This is a genomic window from Rufibacter tibetensis (genome assembly GCF_001310085.1).
In the GTDB taxonomy this organism is placed as follows: Bacteria; Bacteroidota; Bacteroidia; order Cytophagales; family Hymenobacteraceae; genus Nibribacter; species Nibribacter tibetensis.
The window spans coordinates 4,539,635-4,562,075 of the sequence record NZ_CP012643.1 but is presented as its reverse complement, the minus strand read 5'-3'; the positions used below and the strand labels follow the sequence as shown (position 1 = coordinate 4,562,075).

The 22,441-nt window shown below is 45.4% G+C and carries 19 protein-coding genes; 17 read left to right on the top strand and 2 right to left on the bottom strand.

Annotation, left to right across the window (positions count from 1 at the left end; all coding sequences use genetic code 11):
• The first annotated feature begins 61 nt into the window (after positions 1 to 61).
• The 8 genes from DC20_RS18690 to trmB are packed head-to-tail and all read left to right on the top strand — an operon-like array spanning position 62 to position 9,919.
• Positions 62 to 3,091, top strand: a complete 3,030-nt coding sequence (locus DC20_RS18690) for a tetratricopeptide repeat protein (RefSeq protein ID WP_062545223.1) — start codon at positions 62 to 64, stop codon at positions 3,089 to 3,091.
• Between the two features lie 4 nt (positions 3,092 to 3,095).
• Positions 3,096 to 4,766 (top strand): TonB-dependent receptor, encoded by a 1,671-nt coding sequence (locus tag DC20_RS18685; RefSeq protein ID WP_062545222.1) that lies wholly within the window; start codon positions 3,096 to 3,098, stop codon positions 4,764 to 4,766.
• 6 nt (positions 4,767 to 4,772) lie between these two features.
• Positions 4,773 to 5,990: an HU domain-containing protein gene (locus DC20_RS18680; protein ID WP_062545221.1), complete on the top strand. Its 1,218-nt coding sequence runs from the start codon at positions 4,773 to 4,775 to the stop codon at positions 5,988 to 5,990.
• Between the two features lies 1 nt (position 5,991).
• The gene (locus DC20_RS18675) at positions 5,992 to 6,699 is read left to right on the top strand and encodes a MotA/TolQ/ExbB proton channel family protein (RefSeq protein ID WP_062545220.1); all 708 of its coding nucleotides are present in this window, start codon (positions 5,992 to 5,994) and stop codon (positions 6,697 to 6,699) included.
• Complete coding sequence (locus DC20_RS18670) at positions 6,699 to 7,100, top strand: ExbD/TolR family protein (protein WP_062545219.1); 402 nt, start codon at positions 6,699 to 6,701, stop codon at positions 7,098 to 7,100. The genes DC20_RS18675 and DC20_RS18670 overlap by 1 nt, the downstream gene beginning before the upstream one ends.
• Positions 7,101 to 7,103: 3 nt before the next feature.
• Positions 7,104 to 7,958, top strand: a complete 855-nt coding sequence (locus tag DC20_RS18665) for a hypothetical protein (protein WP_062545218.1) — start codon at positions 7,104 to 7,106, stop codon at positions 7,956 to 7,958.
• A gap of 11 nt (positions 7,959 to 7,969) precedes the next feature.
• Complete coding sequence (locus DC20_RS18660; RefSeq protein ID WP_245652248.1) at positions 7,970 to 9,262, top strand: bifunctional folylpolyglutamate synthase/dihydrofolate synthase; 1,293 nt, start codon at positions 7,970 to 7,972, stop codon at positions 9,260 to 9,262.
• 3 nt (positions 9,263 to 9,265) lie between these two features.
• Positions 9,266 to 9,919, top strand: a complete 654-nt coding sequence (trmB, locus tag DC20_RS18655) for a tRNA (guanosine(46)-N7)-methyltransferase TrmB (protein ID WP_062545217.1) — start codon at positions 9,266 to 9,268, stop codon at positions 9,917 to 9,919.
• A gap of 147 nt (positions 9,920 to 10,066) precedes the next feature.
• Here the strand turns inward: trmB and trpF are convergent, their stop codons facing one another.
• Complete coding sequence (gene trpF, locus DC20_RS18650) at positions 10,067 to 10,687, bottom strand: phosphoribosylanthranilate isomerase (RefSeq protein ID WP_071885655.1); 621 nt, start codon at positions 10,685 to 10,687, stop codon at positions 10,067 to 10,069.
• 285 nt (positions 10,688 to 10,972) lie between these two features.
• Here trpF and mnmA point away from each other — a divergent pair, with 285 nt between their 5' ends.
• The 4 genes from mnmA (at position 10,973) to DC20_RS18630 (ending at position 16,114) form a co-directional block, all read left to right on the top strand.
• Complete coding sequence (gene mnmA / locus DC20_RS18645) at positions 10,973 to 12,079, top strand: tRNA 2-thiouridine(34) synthase MnmA (RefSeq protein WP_062545215.1); 1,107 nt, start codon at positions 10,973 to 10,975, stop codon at positions 12,077 to 12,079.
• Positions 12,080 to 12,097: 18 nt separating this feature from the next.
• Positions 12,098 to 12,826, top strand: coding sequence for a hypothetical protein (locus DC20_RS18640; protein ID WP_157593246.1), 729 nt, complete (start codon positions 12,098 to 12,100; stop codon positions 12,824 to 12,826).
• Between the two features lie 163 nt (positions 12,827 to 12,989).
• The gene (gene rpe / locus DC20_RS18635) at positions 12,990 to 13,652 is read left to right on the top strand and encodes a ribulose-phosphate 3-epimerase (RefSeq protein WP_062545213.1); all 663 of its coding nucleotides are present in this window, start codon (positions 12,990 to 12,992) and stop codon (positions 13,650 to 13,652) included.
• Positions 13,652 to 16,114, top strand: a complete 2,463-nt coding sequence (locus tag DC20_RS18630) for a TonB-dependent receptor (RefSeq protein ID WP_062545212.1) — start codon at positions 13,652 to 13,654, stop codon at positions 16,112 to 16,114. Before rpe ends, DC20_RS18630 begins: the two co-directional genes overlap by 1 nt.
• Before the next feature lie 128 nt (positions 16,115 to 16,242).
• On the opposite strand, the gene DC20_RS18625 is transcribed toward DC20_RS18630, so the two are convergent.
• A complete protein-coding gene (locus tag DC20_RS18625) occupies positions 16,243 to 17,115 on the bottom strand; it encodes a DUF2911 domain-containing protein (protein WP_071885505.1) in 873 nt (290 codons plus the stop codon).
• A 418-nt stretch (positions 17,116 to 17,533) separates the two neighbouring features.
• On the opposite strand from DC20_RS18625, the gene hisG reads away from it, so the two are divergent.
• The 5 genes from hisG to hisH are packed head-to-tail and all read left to right on the top strand — an operon-like array spanning position 17,534 to position 22,441.
• Entirely contained in the window at positions 17,534 to 18,385 is an 852-nt protein-coding gene (gene hisG, locus DC20_RS18620; RefSeq protein WP_062545210.1) for an ATP phosphoribosyltransferase, read from the top strand.
• A 1-nt stretch (position 18,386) separates the two neighbouring features.
• On the top strand, positions 18,387 to 19,667 hold the full coding sequence (gene hisD / locus DC20_RS18615) for a histidinol dehydrogenase (RefSeq protein ID WP_062545209.1): 1,281 nt from the start codon (positions 18,387 to 18,389) through the stop codon (positions 19,665 to 19,667).
• Positions 19,668 to 19,694: 27 nt separating this feature from the next.
• The gene (hisC, locus tag DC20_RS18610; RefSeq protein ID WP_062545208.1) at positions 19,695 to 20,762 is read left to right on the top strand and encodes a histidinol-phosphate transaminase; all 1,068 of its coding nucleotides are present in this window, start codon (positions 19,695 to 19,697) and stop codon (positions 20,760 to 20,762) included.
• Between the two features lie 3 nt (positions 20,763 to 20,765).
• A complete protein-coding gene (gene hisB / locus DC20_RS18605; protein WP_062545207.1) occupies positions 20,766 to 21,860 on the top strand; it encodes a bifunctional histidinol-phosphatase/imidazoleglycerol-phosphate dehydratase HisB in 1,095 nt (364 codons plus the stop codon).
• The gene (hisH, locus tag DC20_RS18600) at positions 21,860 to 22,441 is read left to right on the top strand and encodes an imidazole glycerol phosphate synthase subunit HisH (RefSeq protein WP_062545206.1); all 582 of its coding nucleotides are present in this window, start codon (positions 21,860 to 21,862) and stop codon (positions 22,439 to 22,441) included. Before hisB ends, hisH begins: the two co-directional genes overlap by 1 nt.

The following is a 22,441-nucleotide window of genomic DNA, read 5'->3' as shown; positions in this document are numbered from 1 at the left end:
CGTCACTGCCGCAGAACAATTCTTATTTAAGACCAGGCGGACACCCAAAGCCTATTTACCTATGAAACTACCTCAAAAGTTAGCCTTGGCTACTGCCTTGCTGGGAGGAGCGCAGATTGCGCACGCGCAGCAATCGCTGACCTTCCGTTCAGAAGAGCGCTTCTTTCAGGAAGGATTGGAGCTGTTTGACCGTGAAAAATTTGGCGCGGCTCAACAAGCTTTCGGCGAGTACATCCGACTCATCAATGATCCCTTGAGAACCGCCGATGCGCAGTATTACTATGCCATTAGTGGTCTGCATCTGTTTCACCCAGATGCAGAGCAATTGGTCTTGCAGTTTGCCTCGCGTTATCCTACGCACCCCAAAGCTGCCACTGCTTTCTTTGAACTGGGCACGTCTTTCTTTGACAGTAAGAACTACGACAAAGCCATCATGTACCTGGAGAAAGCACCCGCTGACCGGTTAGATGAGGCGCAACTGAAAGAGTCTGATTTCAAGCTAGGATATTCTTACTTCTCTAAGAAGAACTTCAAAAAAGCAAAAGAACTGTTTGACCGTAACAAGCGCGGCACGCATAAGTACACCTATGCCTCCAGCTATTATGCCGGTTATCTGGCGTACCGCGAAGGAGACTACATAGGAGCTAAGCTAGATTTGCAGGTAGCAGAGAAAGACGAGAATTACAAAACGGTAGTGCCGTACATGCTCACCGAGGTGCTGTACAAAGAGAAGAACTTCCCGGAGGTAATCAGCTACGGCGAGAAATCGCTGAAGATGACGCCTCCCGTGCAGAACCCACAAGAGATTGAACTGCTGGTGGGAGATGCCTATTTCCAGAACAACGACTTTAAATCAGCTTCGCAATATTTCAAAAGCTACGCCAAAGGCAAGAAAAGCCTTGACAAGACGGTGCAGTACAAAATGGGTATTGCTGACTACAAGAACAATGACTTTAAGAGTGCCGAGCAGAACCTGAAGGCAGTAGCGTTTCACTCCGATTCACTTGGTCAGAATGCTTCGTATCATTTAGGCTTAACCTACCTAAAGGAAAACAACAAGCAGTTTGCCATGCGGGCTTTTGATCAGGCGCGCAAGCTGAACATTGACAAAAATGTAAAAGAGGGAGCCACTGTGAAATACGCGCAGATCAATTATGAACTGGGCAACAACTCTGAGGTGATTAACTCTTTGGCTTCCTTTAGCAAAGACTATCCAGACTCAAGGTATAGCGGCGAGGTGGACGACATTCTGAGCGATGCCTACCTGAACTCCAGCAACTATGTAGAGGCCATCCAGCACATAGAGAAATTGCCCAAGCGTAGTCACCGCATTAATGAGACTTACCAGCGGGTAACGTACTACCAGGCGGTAAAACTGTACAATGACCAGCTGTTCCAACAGGCAGTAACCATGTTAGATAAGTCTTTGGGTTTTCCTTATGATAAGGAGATTGAAGCAGGGAGTAACTTCCTGAAAGGAGAGGCCTATTCCATTGGACAGCGCTGGCCACAAGCCATCAATAGCTACGGTGCCGTATTCCAAACTGTGAATTCGGGACGGACTGAGTTTTACGTGAAGTCACGTTACGGCATAGGATACGCCTATTACAATGAGAAGCAGTATGACAAGGCGTTGACGCATTTCAAGGCATACTTGAATGATAATACCATAAAAGCCGGCAATCCAAACTACGCTGATGCCATGATCCGGTTAGCGGATTGCTACTATGTGACCAAGGACTATGCCTCAGCGCTCAACTACTATGACCAGGCGTTGGCTGCTCGCACTCCGGATGCTGATTACGTGCTCTTCCAGAAGGGCGTCGTGTACAACTTAACGGGTAAGAAGGAGCAGGGAATTCAAAGTTTACAGACGTTGTTGAAGTCCTATCCTAAATCCCGCTACGCGGATGATGCCGTCTACCAGAAAGGGATCATAGACTTTGAAAATTCAAACTACGCGCCAGCCATTGCGTCGTTTACCACGCTTATTGACAACTATTCTTCCAGCACACTTGTACCAAATGCCCTGCAGAAACGCGGGGTGGCGTATATAAACCTGAAGCGTCAGAATGAAGGGATAGCTGATTTCAAAAGGGTGATAGATCAGTACCCTACCCATGAAATAGCAAATAATGCTCTATACTCCTTGCAGGAGGCATTGGGCGCAGCTAACCAGACAGAGCAGTTGGATACCTATTTAACGAAGTTTAAAACTGCTAACCCTGAAAGTGACGCCTTGGAAAGTGTCGAGTTTGAAGCAGCCAAGTCGCTTTACTTCAATGAAAAGTACAACCAAGCTATTCCTAAGTTTGAAGGTTTTATCAAAAGTTATCCGGCCAGTGCCTCAGTGCCTAATGCGCGGTACTTCCTGGGAGATTCTTACTTCCGGAACGGGGATAAAGCCAATGCCTTGCGAAGCCTGAAAGAAGTTGCCATTGAAGGAAAGTCTGAGTACCTAAGCAAAGCGGTACTGCGGGTAGCTGATATGGAGTTTGAAAACGGAAACTACACCGAGGCGGCTAATTTCTATTCCCGCCTGCGTGATCTGGCAGTAAACAAAAAGGAGCAGGCAAATGCCTTACTGGGACTCATGAAGAGTTTCTACTTCACCAATGACTTCAACAACACTATCCTTATTGCAGATGAGTTGATTGCCCGTGGTAATGCCACCCTCAATGCTTACAATTCTGCATTGCTATTCAGAGGTAAGGCAAGTTACGCTTTGGGACGCCTGGAGCAAGCAGAGAAGGAATTCAGCGCCGCTGCCACCTCCGCCACAGATGAAAACGGGGCAGAAGCACATTACCTGCTCAGTGAGATTTATTTCAAGCAGCAGAAACTTAAAGAAGCCTTAGACCACGGGTTTGAATTCAGCAAAACCTTCGGGGACTATGACTTGTGGTTAGGAAAGACCTTCCTGCTCATTGCTGATGTGTACGTGGCACAAAATGAGGCTTTTCAAGCGAAGGCAACATTAAACTCCATCATTGAAAATACCCCGCTGGAAGAAATCAAGACCCAGGCCAGAGCCAAGTTGGCGGAACTGGAAAACACTGTTGTTCCGTCTACCACCACTCCTAAAGAATAAGAAAATGAGATATACAACAAAATGGGCAGGCGTTTCTGCTCTCTTTTTGCTGGGCTTGCTACCGGCCGCTCATGCTCAGACAGGTTGGGGCGAAGGCACTAAATTGGAAAGCACTGAAATTGTAGTTGAAAAGAACCGGGTTCTGGAATTGCCTGAAGCAAACCGTAACTTCCAGAAGTTCCTGATTCAGCCTCCTAAACTGGGCGACCGTAAAGTGACCTACCGCTTTAATGAATACCGTTTACCGGAGCATTATATCAACCTGCCCATGAAGGTGTTAACCATTCAGCAGGAAGAACTTTCCAAGTTGTATGGCAACTATGTGAAAGGCGGTATTGGCAATTATGGAACGGTGTATGCGAAAGGCTACTTCAACAACAAGCGCAGCGACAAGTCTTCTTTTGGGGCGCAGGTAGGGCACCTTTCCTCTGCCCATGGTCCGGTAGAGAATTCAGGTTCCGCCAGTTCATATGCCAAAGCCAACGGAGAACTTTACCTGGGGCCTGTGGCTGTGGGTGGACAAGTAGGGTATGAGCGCGATCAGAACTATTTCTATGGAAGAAAGAACGTTGCCGAAGTAGAGAAAGAGGATATCAAACAAGTCTATAACCGTTTTGGCGTAGAGGGTCACCTGAACAACCTCACTGACGTGAAGAACGTGTTTCAGTACGATGGGAAAGTGGGGTTGAACTACACCAATGACAACTACAACGCCAAAGAAACTCACTTGTATGGCAAGGTAGAAACCTCTTTTGCCCTTAGTGATGTGTCAAAGGTGTTAGTTGATTTTGATCTGGCCTACACTAGCCTGAAAGATGCTGAAACCTATGGACGTGGGTTCTTCAAAGTGAGACCAGCGTACTCACTCCAGATGGACCAGTTAGGTCTTGTGTTGGGAGCAACAATTGCTTACACTGGTGACACCATCAATGACGCCCGCAAATTCAACCTCTATCCGGCCCTGGAAGCTAACTACCAGGTAATACAGGATAAGCTGGGAATCTTTGTAGGAGCTAGCGGAGACCTGCAACGTACCACTTTGTATGCTTTAAGCAAGGAAAACCCTTTCCTGAACCAGAACCTGCAGATTGCTGACATAAACAAAGGCCTGGAGGTGTATGCCGGGTTAAATGGAAGCATCAGCAAGTTTGTGCAGTTTACCGGCCGGGTTGCGCTCCAGAACTATCGAAACTTATACTTCTTTAACAACGCCGTTTCAGACTCTTCTAAATTTGATGTGGTGTATGACAACGGTGTAACCAAGGTGTTCCAGTTCTTCGGGCAATTGACCTTTAACCAGTCAGAGGATTTAAGATTGGGAGTGAAGGCAGAAAGCAACAAGTACACAACCACCTCATTAAGAGAGCCTTTCCACCGGCCAAGCATGAGTGCCACCGCTTTTGCATCATATAATCTTTCAGACAAGATTCTCTTGAACAGTGAACTTTACTATATTAGCAGTTCGTTCGGGCAAATAACCCGTACTTATGGTTCTAACGTGTTACAAGAGACCGATACCATTGTAGACCTGAACCTGAAAGGTGATTACCGCTTTTCGCCAAGGTTCTCTGCGTTCTTAATGGGAAACAATCTCTTGGGAAGCAAGTACGAACGGTTTGTGAATTATCCAACCCAGGGAATCTCCCTGATTGGTGGGGTTACCTATTCATTTTAAATTACCATGGTTCAAAGCCACATAAAATCGCTGCTATACACGTATGACTGCGTCATCATCCCCAACTTTGGTGGGTTGATTACGCATTATGCGCCTGCTAAAATCCATCCGGTGAAACACATGTTTTCACCACCTTCTAAACGGGTTGCCTTTAATGAGCAACTGAAGGTAAATGATGGGCTCCTGATCTCAACACTTGCCCAAAAGGAAAAGTGGCCTATGAACCAGGCACAGGTGGCAGTGGCAGAATTTGTGTTGGATCTAAAAGAGCAACTAAGAACGCAACACCGCTTTGAACTGCAGGATGTGGGCGTATTCCGCTACAATGCTGAGCGTAAACTGGTATTTGAAACAATTGACAGCGACAATTTCCTGGAGCATGCCTTTGGATTGCCTGAGTTAGTGGCAAAACCAATTACTGGCAAAGACACCTTAATCCTGAGAGGAAAGTACCAGGATCAACTTGCCCAGAAAGCTGAGGCTAAGAAAGGAAACCAGAAACTTCGCAAATTGTACCGCGTGGGTGCCACCCTGGTCATTGGTTGTGTGTCAGTTGCCACCATTTATCTGCTTTCTTTGCAGAGCGACGTAGCTTTGAGTTCGCTTAACCCGGTAGCTCTTCTTTCAAATTCTGAAGCTACTGCTTCCGCGCCAGAACAAACTACGCAAGATCCTGAAGTAGATGCTTTTGAACAGGCTCAGTTAACAGAGCAATATAAGACAGCTTTGCCAGTGGAGGCTTCTATGGAAGCGGAGCTTGCCGCTGAAGACTCACTTTTAGCCTCATTTCCTAAAACTGGTTCAGTAATAGAAACCTCACCAGAAGTTACTTCTTCACCGGCTCAAACCACAGTTCAGCCAGAGCCTACTAAAGTGACTTCTGCTCCCAAAGTAGCAGAAGTACCCGCTCCGGTAAAAGAAGAGAAAGTGGTAGCTGTACCTGAAGTGAAGAAACCAGTGGAGGCTAAAACTTCAACAATTAATAAAAAAACTGGCCGTTTCTACGTCATTATGGGAGTATTTTCCTCTTCCAATGAATATGCCACCATGCACCAGGACCGCCTGAAGAAAAAAGGATTTGAAGCGAAGATTATTACCTCCATCTATGACACCAAACGGCAGCGTGTTTCAGTAGCAGACTATGCCACTGAGGCCGAAGCCTTCGCAGCTCTACCGGCGTTGCGCTCTAAAATCAGCAATGAACTTTGGGTATATAACTATTAACATGAACGCTTTCCTTCTTCAGATTACCACACCTGTTACAACTGACACCACTGCCGCCGCTGCTGCGGGCGCAGAAGCCACACAAGAAACTGTTTCTTTATTAGACTTAGCCATGGCTGGCGGATGGGCCATGATTCCGCTTATTCTATTGTCTCTGGTTGCTATCTATATCTTTGTAGAACGGTATCTTACCATTAGAAAAGCTGCCCAAAACCCGGCAGGCTTTACGGGAAGGCTGAAAAGTTTAGTTCTGGCCGGTGACGTTCAAGGAGCCCGCATGTTATGTGCCCAAACTAATTCACCCATCTCGCGCATGCTGGAGAAAGGTATTACCCGGATAGGTCAGCCGTTAAAAAGCATAGAGGCATCTATTGAGAACGTTGGTAAAATTGAAATAGCCCGGTTAGAAAAAGGCCTTTCTGGATTGGCAACTGTAGCTGGTGCCGCGCCCATGTTGGGATTCCTAGGAACCGTAACAGGTATGATTGGTGCTTTTATCGCCATTGCACAGGCAGAAGGAACCATCAGCCCTAAATTGCTATCCAGCGGGATTTATGAAGCTATGGTAACAACTGCCACTGGCCTGATTATTGGTTTACCTGCGTACGTTGGCTACAACTTCCTGGTATCAAAAGTGGACAGCATTGTGCATGACATGGAACACAGTTCTATTGAGTTTATTGACCTTTTACAGGAACCACAAGCCTAATGGATTTACGTTCAAAAAATAGGATCAACCCAGAATTTAATATGTCCTCCATGACGGACATTATTTTCCTGTTGCTGATCTTCTTTATGCTAACCTCCAGTTTTGTGACGCCCACCGCGTTACCAGTCAACCTGCCCTCCAGTTCAAAGGGCGGTATTGTCATGCAGAAGGTAAGCGTGACCATCACCGCTGATTTAAAGTATCTGGTTAATGACAAAGAAACTACCATGGAGACGATGAGTGCTGACCTTGAACAGGCATTGGGCGGTGCAGAAGAAGGTGAACGGGTAGTGATTTTAAACGTAGACAAAACTGTACCGGTCGAGTATCTGGTGAAAGTAGGCGGAATAGCCAGCGATCTAAAAGCTAAGATATCCATTGCTACCGTACCAACTGAATAGAGAATGATTGCCGTAAACAACCAACAAGAAGAAGAAAAGAACAAACGCATTGCCATGGGCGTGAGCCTGGTGGTACACGTGCTGTTGTTGCTGTTTCTTTTCTACATGCTGGCCTGGCGTGCTCCAGACCCTCCGCTTGATCAGTTGGGAGGCATTGAAATGTCATTCGGCACAACAGAAACGGGTAGCGGTGATGTGCATAGCAAAGCCCAGCCTAATCCTTCTACCAACACTGAAGATAGTAAGCCAGCGGCTAAAGCTCCTAAAGTGACGCCAACCCCGCAGCCTCAACCCCAGCCGGTTGAGGTTACCAAAGCCGAGAAAGTGGTGACCACCACCATGGAATCTCCGGTGAGCGTGAAAGAAGAGCCTAAGCCTAAAGTAGAGGAGCAGCCAAAAGAGGTTGTTAAAAAAGTAGACACCCGCGCCCTGATGACGGGCAAAGCCAAAGACGGTGCCGGAAATGGAACAGCAGGCTCAAGCAACCGGCCTACTGGCAATAACAACGGAGACGAAGGAACAGTAGGAGACAAGGGAGACCCAAGAGGTCTTATGACTGGCAAGAAAAACGGGAAAGGTGGCAGCGGAGGAGGCTCTTTGAACATGCCTGGTTGGCGATATGACATAGAGCCAAAACCAGACCCGTATGACAACGAAAGCGGGCGGGTTGTATTCCGGATCAAAATTGACGGAGATGGCGAACTGGTGAACCTGGAAGTGGTAGAAAGCAACGTTAGCCCACAGGTAGTAAACTGGTACAAGAACGAAGTAAGGAAAACCTCTTTCAGCCGGATTAGCGGAGCTTCTTCAAGTGCAGGTGCTACCGGAACCATTACCTTTATCATCAGAGCAAATTAAAGACGAACTTCGTGACCTACGAACAAGCCTTAGACTATTTATACCAGCAGTTGCCGATGTTTCACCGCATCGGCAACGCTGCTTTTAAGAAGAGCCTGGACAACATTCTGGCCCTCACCGTAGCATTAGATAACCCCCAGCACAAGTTTAAAACAGTCCATGTGGGAGGCACAAACGGGAAAGGCAGTTCCTCTTCCATGCTGGCTGCCATTCTGCAGGCTGCCGCCTATAAAACCGGCCTCTACACCTCACCCCACCTCAAGGAGTTTACAGAGCGTGTAAGGGTAAACGGAGAGATGATCAGCCGGGAGAAAGTGGCGGCTTTTACCACGCAGCATCAAGCCTTGTTTGAGCAGGTAAAGCCTTCTTTCTTTGAGATGACTGTAGCATTGGCCTTTGATTACTTTGTAGAGGAGCAGGTAGACATAGCCATCATTGAAGTAGGCCTTGGTGGTAGACTAGATTCTACCAACATCATCACTCCCTTGGTTTCCCTTATCACCAACATTGGTTTAGACCACCAATCTTTATTGGGGAATACCCTGCAGGAAATTGCCTCAGAGAAAGCCGGGATTATAAAACATGGTGTCCCCGCTGTTGTCAGCAAGACCCAACCTGCTGTTTCATCTGTCTTTTCAGAAAAAAGCCAGGAAACTGGTAGCCCTCTAACATTTGCAGACCAGGTGTTTAAAGTAGAGCTGCAGGAGAGGAGTGGTTCTTCTGCCTATTACACTGTTTACAAGCAAGACAAGGTGTACCTGGATCAACTGGAGCTTTCACTTATTGGCAATTACCAGCAGCACAACTTGCCTGGTGTTCTGGCAACAGTAGATGAACTCAACCAGAAAGGTTTTTCCATTACTGAAGCCCATGTGCGGGAAGGATTAAAGAACGTGCAACGCTTCACCGGCCTCAAAGGGAGATGGCAGGTACTGGGACACAATCCATTGATGATCTGTGATACAGGCCATAATGTGGATGGATTGCGGGAGGTGGTCTTGCAACTGCTCGCCATGAAGCCCAAACAAGTGCATTTTGTATTCGGGGCAGTTAATGACAAAGATATCCAGAGTGTGCTTCGTTTGTTACCAGTCAGTTACCGGTATTACTTCTGTGAGGCACAGATTCCAAGGGCTTACCCAGTGCAAAAGATTTGGGAGGAGGCACAGTTTGCAGGCTTAAAGGGAGCAGCATACCCCACCGTTGAAGACGCCATTCTGGCGGCCAAAGCCTTTGCGCAGGAAGATGAGGTAATTTTCATTGGCGGTAGTACCTTTGTGGTGGCAGAAATAGCGGATCTATAATTAATGGGCAGAGGTAAACTAGAGAAATTTGCGGTAAACGCCACCCGTGCTAACGTGGTGGAACCAGGCAAAGAGAATTTTGAAAAACTGAAGGGGCACTGGAACCGTGACTTCTTCCTGAAAGAGCAACCCCTGGTTCTGGAAGTAGGCTGTGGCAAAGGTGAGTACACCGTTGGAATGGCTCAGTTATACCCAAACAAAAACTTTATCGGGATTGACATCAAAGGTAACCGTATCTGGAAAGGAAGTTCCCTTGCCGAGGAAGCCGGTTTATACAACGTTGGCTTCCTAAGGATTTTCCTAGAAAACCTGGACCAGCATTTTGGTGAAAACGAGGTAGATGAGATCTGGATCACTTTTCCAGACCCACAGCCCCGTAAACGCGACATTAAACGCAGACTTACATCACCCCGTTTTATGGAGATGTATGAACGCATTCTTAAACCCGGCGGAAAGCTGCACCTCAAAACCGACAGCGAGTTGTTATTTGATTACTCACTAGAAGTACTGCAAGAACGTAGTCTTTCTAATCTGCAATTCACCAAGGATTTATACGAATCTGAACTTCAGGAGCACACCATGGGTATTTACACTACTTTTGAAAAAAAGTACCTTGATTTAGGTGTGCCCATCAAGTATCTTCAACTCACTGTCTGAATAGAAAAATGTACTCAGGAGAAAAGATTTTCTGCTAAGGTTAAGTTAACATAGAAACGAAGAAGCCCTTTTAAGCCTGTTTTATAAAACAGGCTTAAAAGGGCTTCTTCGTTGTTTCATTCCTTAGATACAGTGTTCTACTGGTTCTTAATCTTCCAGCTGTTCAAAGATCTCTTCCAGCTCATCAAAGTTCTTGAATCCAGGACGAATCTCATGGCCACCTTTCAGGGCAATGCCAGCCGGATGAATCTTATCTAGGGCTTCGCGGGTATTTTCTTTGGTGAGCCCAAAGCCTAAAAGGATGGGGTACTTTTTAGAAATATCGCTCAGGAAGCGCAGGTTTGTGTCATCAATGAAGGAGAAATCTTCTGAGTCTACCAGGAAGTACTCTACGTGTTGGTGGTAGGTCTCCAGGGTACTGATGATTCTTTCCTCCACGGTGTCTTTATCTATCAGAATTCTCATTATAATAGGCAAAGGCAGATCATCCAGTTCCTCTATAAAGTAGAGGCTGTTTAGCTGAAGCATGTCTACTTTATAGTCTAGCAGTAGTTCCTCCAGTTCATGGATAGGTAAATCTGTTACCTCGCCAACCAGTTTCACGCCAGACACCCAACCTGATATTTCTTTGAAAGCGGCAGGTGAAAGATGCTCTGGCTGACCAGGCTGTAATGAGAAGCCTAACATTTCTACCCCCATCCCAGCGCAATAACGGGCATCGCTTAGGTTTGTGATTTGGTTGACGAGAACAATTGTATTTAGTGCCATGCGTTTTTTGCTTGTTTTCAGTAAAACGGCTAACAAATTAGCAGCTTCGGGGACCAAAAGTAACCGGTTTATCATTTACAGCCTATACCTGCTGTAAAATTAGTGCCTTCTTTCAGTCAGCCAATTTCCCTCCCTACTCTTTAAACTTAATTTTTTGACATTGGGTTAGAATAAAGGCTGTAGTAAGTGCCTGAGGCTCAAATAAGGACTAAGCGCTATAAAATCACTATATTTGCCGCATTGTTTTTCGGCGGGACTGTGAATCCCGTTTCATCTAAGAAAAAAATGAGTTCAAAAGGAAGAGTATTAGTGGCCATGAGTGGTGGCATTGATTCCTCCGTGGCAGCGGTTTTGCTCCACGAGCAGGGATATGAAGTAGTGGGCATGACCATGAAAACCTGGGACTATGCCAGTGCCGGGGGAAGCAAAAAGGAAACAGGGTGCTGTAGCCTTGATTCAATTAACGATGCTCGTGACATTGCGGTGCAACTGGGGTTCCCACATTATATAATTGACATCAGAGAAGAGTTCGGGGATTACGTCATCAACCATTTCACTGATGAGTACATTGCCGGCCGTACCCCAAACCCGTGTGTTCTTTGCAACACCCACATAAAATGGGACGCTCTGCTAAGGCGCGCAGACAAATTGGGGTGTGACTTTATAGCAACAGGCCATTACGCTAATATTAGAGAAGAGAATGGCCGGTATGTAATTTCCAAAGGGAAAGACCACAACAAAGACCAGTCATACGCGCTTTGGGGGATTTCACAGGAAAGCTTAAGCCGAACTATCTTCCCGTTAGGCCAATTGCATAAAACTGAAATCCGTCAAATGGCTATGGACCGTGGATTTGATGCATTGGTGAAAAAAGCTGAGTCGTATGAAATCTGCTTTATTCCGGACAACGACTACCGGGGCTTCCTGAAAAGAAGAGTTCCTACTTTACAGGCAGAAGTAGCTGGTGGGGAGTTTGTGCTGGAAGACGGCACTGTAGTGGGCAAGCATGAAGGCTATCCGTTCTATACCATCGGGCAGCGCAAAGGCTTAGGAGTGGCTTTGGGTTATCCGGCGTTTGTAACCCGTATAGAGAAAGAAACGAACAGGGTAGTGCTAGGCAATTATGAGCAGTTAGCTAAAAACGGCATGAACGTTGGCAAATTGAGTATGGTGAAGTATGAAAACCTGTTGGGCTTACCAACTGAGACCATTACTAAAGTACGCTACAATGACCCGGGTACTGCTGCCACCATTGAACAGGTAGGTGACAAAATGCTGGTGAAGTTTCATGCTGGCGTGAATGCCATAGCCCCTGGTCAAGCTGCCGTTTTCTACGAAGGAGATGATGTGATTGGCGGTGGTTGGATTGAAACCAGTTTTATAGTAGACTAACTTAGTCTTTCCCTTTATATGAAAAGAATTCTGCTCTTCGTGGTCTTATTGACCAGCTTGGTTTCTTCCTGCGGAGATAATGAAGTAACTAGAGACCCTGAGGCTTTAGGTCATCATTATTTTCCATTAGAATTAGGCAGGTACTCTATCTTCAACGTCACAGAAACAAAGTATACCAATAACGTTAAACAAATAACGTCTTACCAAACAAGAGAGTTGATAAACGAGGTATCAACGGACCAGACTGGCAAAGATTGGTATAGGGTAGAGGTAAGCAGGAGAAACAATGCAAATGACGTCTGGACCATCACTGGGGTTAAGATGATTTCTAAAACTTTTACAGATGTAGAAGTTAAGAATAATAACCGCACTACGGTAGAGATGGTGTTCCCAGTAGTAGAAACAAAAGAGTGGAACCCCAATGCTTTCAACACTGACTATGACAAGGAAGAGGAAGAGCATAATCGGGTAAAATTCTTCTATCAAGATGTAGCTAGACCTTTTGAAATAGGCGGGAAGAGTTATGCTAACACGGTAAAGGTTATAAAATCTGTAGGTGATCCTAGTGTTTTCAATTACCTTGATGTTTATGAAGTGTATTCAAAAGAACAAGGACCGGTTTACCGCTTCTCACATGACCGCTATTATTGTGATGCCGGACCGGGAACAAATTGTCAAGTAGGAAGCAACTATATTATCTCAGGGCTTGACCGCATAGAAACATTAACTGAAACAGGTAAAATATAATAAGTTCTTATCAGTCACTGACTTTATTCCAGTAACAGCAAAAACATCGCCCCACCCTTAGCTTTTTAGGGTGGGGCGATGTTTTTACAAGCTATTGTGTCTAAAGGAGATTGTTTTTTGCCAACAGAAAGTGTTGCTTTGTAGAAGAAAATTTATCCTTCCCATGTCTCACTTAATCGCTCCTTCTGTATTGGCCGCTAATTTTGGGCAGCTGGATCATGATGTTGAAATGCTCAACCAAAGTACCGCCGACTGGATCCATATAGACGTGATGGATGGGAGGTTTGTGCCTAATATCTCATTTGGTTTTCCGGTTTTGCAGGCTATTCAGAAAAAGGCCCAGAAAACGATGGATGTGCATCTCATGATAGAACAGCCTGAAAAGTACATTGAGCAATTCAGGGAAGGGGGCGCACATATTATCACAGTTCATTATGAAGCATGCACCCATTTACACAGCATACTTCAGCAGATTAAAGCCACAGGAGCAAGAGCGGGAGTAGCCTTAAACCCACACACTCCCATTTCCTTTCTTTCTGATGTAATACAAGACATAGAAGTAGTGTGCTTGATGTCCGTAAACCCTGGGTTTGGTGGTCAGAAGTTTATCCAGCATACTTATCAGAAAATAAGAGAATTAAAGGCATTGATCCAGGAAAAAGGTTCTGCTTGTTTAATTGAGATTGATGGAGGAGTAAACCTGGAGAACGCGCCTTTGCTGGTAGCTGCCGGAGCAGATGTGTTGGTAGCAGGTTCTTTTGTTTTCAACTCTCAGGATCCCACCCAGACTATTCTTGATCTGAAACAGTTTACCATATACAGCTGATGTTCAAGCGATTGGGGTGGTGTATTGGGCTATTACTGTTTCTTCTTAGCTTCCCTGCTTTTGCACAGCAGGCTTTGCTGCAAGGGGTTGTACAAGACAGCAAACAACAACCATTAGCTGGTGCCACCATCACTCTAAAAGACAATAGCATTTCCACTGCCACTGATGCCCGGGGCAGGTTTACATTAAAGCTTGACCCAAATACTCATTATTCTTTAGTAACAAGCTACATAGGATATCAGACCATTAGTAGGGAGGTAGAATTACTACCCCAGGAAACAAGGTATATCACTATTGAACTTCAGGAAGAAAACAGCCGCATAAATGAAGTAAGAGTTGAGGGCAGAAACCTCAATGACACTAGGGAGCAAATAAGCATCACCCGCCTTGATCCTCGTTTAACCCAAACTCTTCCAGCCCCTTTTCAGGAATTCAACAAAATTCTGCTAACGCTGCCCGGGGTTACAAGCAATAATGAACTGTCTTCCAGCTATTCAGTGAGGGGCGGCAATTACGATGAGAATTTAGTGTACGTCAATGGAATTGAAGTATACCGTCCGTTTCTCAGCATTAGCGGTCAGCAGGAAGGTCTAAGCTTTGTCAATCCTGATTTGGTGGAGGATGTGACGTTTTCCTCAGGAGGGTGGCAACCCAAGTACGGCGACAAATTATCATCTGTATTAGACATTCAGTACCGAAAGCCTTCAAAATTTGCAGCAACCGTCTCTGGTAGCTTAACCGGCGGATCAATGCATACCGAAGGAACAGCTGCAAACCGTAGGGTTACCTATTTAATTGGTGCCCGCCATAAGAATGCAGCCTATGTCCTGAATAGCTTAGAGGTGGAAGGAGATTACAGGCCCAAATTCTCTGATGTTCAAGCGTACCTCACCTATAATTTATCCTCTGCCAGACACCGTGAAACAGGACTAGACCCTAAAACCCAGCTTAGCTTCCTGGGCAACATTGCCCAGAACAACTACTTGGTTCGGCCCGAAACCCGGGAAACTTCCTTTGGGACACAGTCCCAAATGCTGCAGTTGCTGGTGGGGTATGACGGCCAGGAACAATTGCGCTTCACCAATTACCAGGGAGGCCTTCGGCTCCAGCACGACTTTACTTCTAACTTACGTTCTGAATTAATCTATTCTGGTTTGTACAGCCAGGAACGGGAATTTAGGGATTTGGAATCTGGGTACCGCTTCTGTGACGTGGTACCAACTCCAGGTGTTTCCTCTTTTAACCGCTGTGCTGGTGAACGGGGAGTTGGCACCAGGTACGAGTATTCCAGAAACCGCCTGAGAGCCGCCCTGCAAACCTTGGAGTTTAGAACCACATGGTCTCCTTCAAACAGAAGTCAATTCAGTGCCGGTGTAAAAGGCAGCCGGGAAAACATCAGAGATGTGGTACAGGAATATTCGTTTCAGGATTCTTCTGACTATGTCTTCAACCTGAACAGGCTACAAAGTCAGCAGGATCTTTCTTCTTGGCGTTATCAGGGTTTTGCGCAACACCAATGGGCTATTGATAGTTTGAAAACTCTGACTTACGGTATACGACTTCATTATTGGTCAGTGAACAAGGAGGTTTCACTAAGTCCCCGCTTCCAATATGCCATGCAGATCCCACGCTTGCAAGATTGGTCGTTCAAGGTGGCTAGTGGTTTGTACGTGCAGGCTCCTTTGTACCGTGAACTGCGTAATGCGCATGGTAACTTAGTGATAGATTTAGCTAACCAGAAATCATGGCACTTCATAACGGGCACAGAGTACAGGTTCTTAAAATGGGATAGGCCTTTCAAACTTTCTGCTGAGGCATATTATAAATTTCTTCCTTCGGTCATTCCCTATGACCAGGATAATATGAGGGTGAGATACCTGCCAGACGTTAGGGCAACTGCGTACGCCATGGGAGTAGATGTACGGGTAAACGGGGAATTTATCAAAGGAGAGGAGTCTTGGTTTAGCGTTGGTTTTATGAGAACAAGAGAGAATCTCGCAGGTGACTCCACCATCATCAGAGATCAGCAGACAGGAGAGGTGGTGTCTAAAGAAGCACGTGGGTACATTAGAAGACCCACAGATCAATTAATCAACTTCGGAGTTTTCTTTCAGGACCATCTACCCAATAACCCTACTTTACGGATGTACCTGAACATGGTGTTCAGCTCTGGTTTACCGTTTAGCCCGCCGGGGAACATTAACCTCAGAAGCTCCTTTCCAGGTCCCAGCTACAAACGCGTAGATATTGGGTTCTCTAAATTAATTTCCTTGCGGGGTCCAGAAGAAAGCAGTGGCTTCGGGTTGAAAAGCCTATGGTTGAGTTTGGAGGTTCTAAATCTTATATCTGCCAACAATGTCATCTCCTACAACTACGTACAGGATTTTAATGCTACTACCTACGCAGTTCCCAACTACCTGACCGGAAGGTTAGTGAACCTGCGGTTTATAGCAAAATTGTAAAAAACACTCTATAAGCTCTATCATTGTTTTCAGTTGATTTAAAGAAAACGGCTTAAAACAAAGAGGCTACTTCAATTTGAAGCAGCCTCTTTTTTTGTTCCTGACTCTGCATTGCAGAGTATATAGGCTTAATTAACGGTGAAGCGTTTTTCTTTCCAAAGAACAGCTGCATCTTCAATCTCGTTGGCATAAGTCTGGTAAGATTCCAACGACTTTTTTCCAAGTTTTTGAGCTTTCTTGTTTAATTCTAAGGCTTCGGCATATTCATTTTTCTGTGCCAACAGCTTTGCTTTAAGCCAAATATTATAAAAATTCTCTTCAATAGTAATGGATTTGTTCACCCATTGTAAGGCCTGCTCATGGTCTTGGTTCTGCTGTATCAAATAGTTAACAGCCTGGGCGTACACCATCCAATCTGTAGGTTGAGACTTCTGCAGGGACTCCTTGATCAAGTTCATGGTCTCCTTGTGCGACTCAACTCTAATAGGCACTGCCAATTGTTTATCTGCCCAATTTAAAGTCAATCTTCCGCCATTAGGGGTAATATCCTGAATAGTGTATTGAAGGGTTTCATGAAAAGGAGCAGGCTGTGGGCTGAAGGGCAACCGGATTAAGTCTTGTTTGGAATCATACCCTTCAGTTCCCCAGAGTCCTTTCTGTTTGCTTAAGATAAAGGTCCAATTAGAAGAATCTACGGGTAAAACATAAAGGGTGTACGTACCAGCCGGAATTTTCTCTTGGGTAATCCGAACATCAGTGCTGAATTTGATAGTAGTGGCTTCATTAGCCCCCGCTCTCCAAACCTGTCCGTATGGAACCAGTTTTCCCCATACTGCTCTGTTTTTAACCCCTGGTGCTCCATAGTTGATCGTAATGTCAGTAACTCCAACGGTGTAATTCAAAACTGCCCTGGGACTTACCTGTGGCAACTTCAATAAGTTCTGAGCACGAACAGTAATAGATAGTAAAACGAGTATAAAGGAAATTGTTATTTTATTCATGAAACGATGTGTATATGTACGAGCTACAAATAGAAGCGCCTTCAAATCAATTGGTTGTTTAGCGGAAGTATAATACAGGAATATTCCTTGCAAGTGTATAATAATTCAAATATGGTTCAATAAAATTAGTTAAACAAATCAAAAACACCCTTAATCTTGTTTGATTATATACAGAACGTACTACCTTTGACCTATTATATGAGCTGCACCTACTATTATATTACCCTTCCTACCACCGCAATCGCGGTACACGGGGTGCATTGCCATCATTTTCATCATTCCTCCTAGGAGGAATATTTACATCATATCGTCCTAACTGGGGCTGGGCCCCATATAAGCCATCGCTTCACTAAGAGTTAAGCGATTCAGCTACTATATTTGTTCCCAATTCACGCTTGATAAAGCTTTACTTATTTATATGATCCGGTTAGCCATTCAAAAGTCCGGGCGCCTTTCTGATGATTCTTTGAAACTCATTAGAGAGTGCGGCATTTCTTTTATCAGTGCTTCTTCTAAACTTAAAACCGAAGCCACCAATTTCCCTCTTGAAATTTTGTTCCTCCGTGATGATGACATTCCTGGCTATGTAGCCGACGGAGTGGCTGATATTGGCATTGTAGGTCAGAATGTGCTGGTAGAGGAAGGATTGCAGGAGTTAACAGTCAAGACCCTTGGCTTCAGCAAGTGCCGTTTGTCTTTGGCTGTCTCTAAAGGAGATACCTACCAGGACGTGACCACTTTAAAAGGTAAAAGCATTGCTACTTCATACCCCAACCTTTTACAGGAGTTTTTAACCTCTAAAGGTGTTCAAGCCGATATCCATACCATTAGTGGTTCAGTAGAGATTGCGCCTAGCATAGGATTGGCAGATGCTGTATGTGACATTGTTTCTTCTGGATCAACCTTGATCAGCAATGGTCTGCGTGAAGTAGAAACAGTATTTAAATCTGAAGCAGTCCTCATCGCTAATAAAAATCTAGATCCTGAGAAGAACAGGTTACTGCAGCAACTCTTGTTCAGAATGGAGGCGGTGCAGAAAGCCCAGAAGTCAAAGTACGTGGTGTTAAATGCCCCAAATGACGCGATTTCTGAAATTAAAAATCTGTTACCAGGCATCAAATCTCCTACCGTTATTCCATTGGCCGAAGAAGGCTGGAGTTCTTTACACTCTGTAGTGAATGAAGATGATTTCTGGGATATCATCCAGAAGCTGAAAGAAGCCGGCGCAGAAGGTATTCTGGTGGTACCTATTGAAAAGATGATTGGGTAAGATGAAGACCTATCTATATCCAAAACAAGAGGAATGGGCAGCCTTAACGCAGAGACCAGTACAGAAACTGGATCAGTTGCGGGCAGGGGTGCAGCAAACTTTTGATCTGGTACAGCAAAGTGGCGATGCAGCTCTGATTGAGTTAGCCGCTAAATTTGACAAGGCAGCGCTGCAAAGTGTATGGGTAACCGACGAGGAAGTTGCCGCTGCTATTCCGCAAGTTTCTGAAGAGCTGAAAGAAGCAATTGAGTTAGCCTACAGCAACATAATGCGTTTTCATGAAGCGCAGCGTGAACCGGTACAACGGGTTGAGACCATGTCAGGTGTTACCTGCTGGAGAAAGTCAGTAGGTATCCAGAAGGTGGGTTTGTACATACCGGGCGGTTCTGCTCCTTTGTTCTCTACGCTGCTCATGTTGGGTGTACCTGCCCAGATTGCAGGTTGCCGTGAGATCATTCTGGCTACACCACCAAGCGCAGATGGCTCTATTAATGCTACCATTCTCTATACTGCAAATAAATTAGGTATCAAACGCATCTTAAAGGCAGGCGGGGCACAAGCCATCGCAGCTATGGCATTTGGCACCCAGACTGTTCCGGCAGTTGATAAAATCTTTGGTCCGGGCAACCAGTACGTAACTGCAGCTAAGCAAATGGTGACTCAAATGGGAGTAGCCATTGATATGCCAGCTGGCCCATCGGAAGTATTGGTGATTGCCGATGATTCTGCTGATGCAGATTTCGTGGCGGCTGATCTGCTTTCACAGGCAGAACACGGCCCAGACTCACAGGTAGTTTTTGTCTCGAATTCTGAAAATCTGCTCAAAAACGTGCAGGCTGCGGTAGTGGATCAGGTTGCTAAATTACCTCGTCAGACGGTGGCGGAACAAGCATTGAACAACAGCATTGGTGTGGTTTTAAGCACGTTGGAAGATGCTTTAGCTTTTTCAAATCTCTATGCACCGGAGCACCTAATCCTTTCTGTGGATGCACCAGAAGTATTGGCTGGACAGGTAACTCAGGCAGGTTCTGTCTTCATGGGCCACTTTAGCCCAGAATCTGTAGGTGACTATGCTTCAGGAACTAATCACACGCTACCTACCAATGGATATGCCCGCAATTACAGCGGTGTTTCCCTGGATAGTTTCGTGAAGAAGATTACATTCCAGCAACTGACCCGTGAAAGTTTAGAGCGCATTGGTCCTGCGGTGGAAATAATGGCCGAGGCAGAAGGGTTACATGCCCATAAAAATGCGGTGACCATTAGACTAACCAAGAAATAACAGTACTTATTAACTGAAGGAACAAACATGTTTTCAATAGATAATTTCATTCGTCCGCACCTGAAATCACTGAAGCCGTATTCATCGGCGCGTGATGAGTTTGAAGGCGAAGCCAGCGTCTATCTGGACGCAAACGAGAATAACCTGGGCAGTCTGGCTGGTGGCGTAGATTATAACCGCTACCCAGACCCATACCAGAAAACCATCAAAGAAAAACTGTCAAAGCTGAAAGGCATACGGCCAGAGCAAATCTTCATAGGCAACGGTTCAGACGAAGCCATTGACTTGTTGATGCGTCTAGTGTGTGAGCCGGGTCGTAATGAAGTTTTGTTATTACCACCCACGTATGGTATGTATGAGGTAAGTGCTAACATCCATAATGTGGGCATTCAGCGCGTACCTTTAGATGAGCACTTTCAGCCTGTTTTTGAGAAAATAGCCGAAAAACAAACTGAGAGCACCAAGATTCTTTTCCTGTGTTCGCCAAATAACCCAACCGGAAATATTCTGGAGCCTGCTACGGTAGAGAAGCTTATCCGTTCTTTCAACGGATTGGTAGTAGTGGATGAAGCATACATTGACTTCACTGATATTCCTAGCTGGAGTACCCGTTTAGATGAGTTCCCAAACCTGCTGGTGATGCAGACGCTTTCTAAAGCGTGGGGAATGGCCGGTCTACGTTTGGGAATGGCCTTCGCTTCGCCAGAAATCATTGGCTATCTGAACAAAATTAAACCACCTTATAATATCAACGTTGTAACGCAGGAGCTGGTAAGTGCTGCTTTAGATAAAACTGCACAATTGCAGGATATGCTACAAGTTATCATCAAAGAACGTACTCGTTTAGTCGAAGCTTTTGAAGCACTTCCTTTGATTGAGAAAGTGTACCCGTCAGATGCCAATTTTGTGCTGGTACAGGTGCATAACGCCAATGAACTATATGCCTACTTGTTAGAGCGTGGAGTAGTAGTTCGTAACCGTTCTACCCAACCGGGCTGTGCAAATTGCCTGCGCATCACTATTGGTACGCCTGCTGAAAACGATAATCTTTTAGAATCACTGAACGCTTATTCCGCCCAAGAAGCTACTCTGTAAACCATGAAAAAAGTTTTATTTATAGACCGCGACGGTACCATTCTCCTTGAACCACCTACCGATTATCAGGTAGACTCATTTGAGAAGTTTTCTTTCTACCCGAAGGTCATCCGTAACCTTTACAAAATATTTACAGAGTTAGATTACGAGTTCGTGATGGTTACCAACCAAGACGGGCTAGGCACAGATTCTTACCCTGAAAATACATTCTGGCCATACCAAAATAAGATGCTGGAGATTCTGGAAGGCGAGGACATTAAATTCTCTCATATCCACATTGACCGCAGTTTTGAGCACGAAAACAGCCCTAACCGCAAACCACGGTTAGGCATGATGGGCCAGTACCTCACCAGCGAATATGACTTGGCTAACTCTTATGTGATTGGCGACCGCCTCACAGATGTGCAGATGGCGAAGAACCTAGGTTCTAAGAGCATTTTGTTACAGGACGTAGCCAATGAAGATGCTACTTTCATCAGTACAGACTGGGATACCATTTATAACTTCCTGCGTTTACCAGCCCGAACCGCAACCATCCAGCGGAACACGAATGAGACGCAAATCAGTGTAGAAATTAACCTGGACGGTGAAGGTAAATCAGACATGCAGACGGGAGTTGGTTTCTTTGACCACATGCTGGATCAGTTAGCTCGTCACTCTGGCGTAGACATGCGCATTCACGTTAAAGGTGATTTACACATTGATGAGCACCATACCATTGAAGATACCGCTTTAGCCTTAGGTGAAGCTTTCGCGCAAGCCATTGGCGATAAACGTGGCATTAGCCGTTACGGCTTCCTTTTACCGATGGATGATGCCTTAGTTCACGCCGCTATTGATTTCTCTGGTCGCCCATGGTTAGTGTGGGATGCTAAATTCTCTCGTGAGAAAATAGGAGACATGCCCACTGAGATGTTCATGCACTTCTTCAAATCATTCTCAGACACGTCTAAGTCTAATCTCAACATCAAGGCAGAAGGCGAGAATGAGCACCACAAAATTGAAGCTATCTTCAAAGCCGTATCTAAGGCAATCAAGATGGCATTGGTTCGTGACGTGAACAAAATGGAAATTCCAAGCACCAAAGGCGTTCTATAATGAAAATCGTCATAGTTGATTATAAAGCAGGTAACGTGCAGAGTGTACTTTTCGCCTTAGAGCGATTGGGCGCACAAGCTACCGTTACCTCCAATGCGGAAGAGATTCAATCAGCCGACAAGGTAATTTTCCCGGGTGTAGGCGAAGCTTCTTCAGCAATGCGTGCTCTCAAAGTAAATAACCTGGATCAGCTGTTACCTACCCTTACGCAACCCTTTCTAGGTGTTTGCCTGGGTATGCAGTTGCTTTGTCAGCACTCTGAAGAAGGTGATACAGTGATGCTGGGCATTATTCCGGTGCCGGTGAAAAAATTTGACGCAGCTGTGAAAGTGCCGCACATGGGCTGGAACAATTTGCATCACCTGAAAAGTGATTTATTCACTGGTATTAATGAAGATGAGTACGCTTACTTCGTGCATAGCTTCTATGCGCCGGTAACAGAGCATACTATTGCGCAGAGTTCATATCCAGAGCCTTTCAGTGCCGCCTTGCAATACAAAAACTTCTACGCAGTACAGTTTCATACCGAGAAAAGTGGTCCTGCGGGAGCACATATTCTTCAGAACTTCTTAAATCTCTAA

Coding starts and splice junctions, on each gene's coding strand:
- DC20_RS18690 (WP_062545223.1), top strand. CDS start 62: ATGAAACTACCTCAAAAGTTAGCCTTGGCTACTGCCTTGCTGGGAGGA.
- DC20_RS18685 (WP_062545222.1), top strand. CDS start 3,096: ATGAGATATACAACAAAATGGGCAGGCGTTTCTGCTCTCTTTTTGCTG.
- DC20_RS18680 (WP_062545221.1), top strand. CDS start 4,773: ATGGTTCAAAGCCACATAAAATCGCTGCTATACACGTATGACTGCGTC.
- DC20_RS18675 (WP_062545220.1), top strand. CDS start 5,992: ATGAACGCTTTCCTTCTTCAGATTACCACACCTGTTACAACTGACACC.
- DC20_RS18670 (WP_062545219.1), top strand. CDS start 6,699: ATGGATTTACGTTCAAAAAATAGGATCAACCCAGAATTTAATATGTCC.
- DC20_RS18665 (WP_062545218.1), top strand. CDS start 7,104: ATGATTGCCGTAAACAACCAACAAGAAGAAGAAAAGAACAAACGCATT.
- trmB (WP_062545217.1), top strand. CDS start 9,266: ATGGGCAGAGGTAAACTAGAGAAATTTGCGGTAAACGCCACCCGTGCT.
- trpF (WP_071885655.1), bottom strand. CDS start 10,687: ATGGCACTAAATACAATTGTTCTCGTCAACCAAATCACAAACCTAAGC.
- mnmA (WP_062545215.1), top strand. CDS start 10,973: ATGAGTTCAAAAGGAAGAGTATTAGTGGCCATGAGTGGTGGCATTGAT.
- DC20_RS18640 (WP_157593246.1), top strand. CDS start 12,098: ATGAAAAGAATTCTGCTCTTCGTGGTCTTATTGACCAGCTTGGTTTCT.
- rpe (WP_062545213.1), top strand. CDS start 12,990: ATGTCTCACTTAATCGCTCCTTCTGTATTGGCCGCTAATTTTGGGCAG.
- DC20_RS18630 (WP_062545212.1), top strand. CDS start 13,652: ATGTTCAAGCGATTGGGGTGGTGTATTGGGCTATTACTGTTTCTTCTT.
- DC20_RS18625 (WP_071885505.1), bottom strand. CDS start 17,115: ATGAATAAAATAACAATTTCCTTTATACTCGTTTTACTATCTATTACT.
- hisG (WP_062545210.1), top strand. CDS start 17,534: ATGATCCGGTTAGCCATTCAAAAGTCCGGGCGCCTTTCTGATGATTCT.
- hisD (WP_062545209.1), top strand. CDS start 18,387: ATGAAGACCTATCTATATCCAAAACAAGAGGAATGGGCAGCCTTAACG.
- hisC (WP_062545208.1), top strand. CDS start 19,695: ATGTTTTCAATAGATAATTTCATTCGTCCGCACCTGAAATCACTGAAG.
- hisB (WP_062545207.1), top strand. CDS start 20,766: ATGAAAAAAGTTTTATTTATAGACCGCGACGGTACCATTCTCCTTGAA.
- hisH (WP_062545206.1), top strand. CDS start 21,860: ATGAAAATCGTCATAGTTGATTATAAAGCAGGTAACGTGCAGAGTGTA.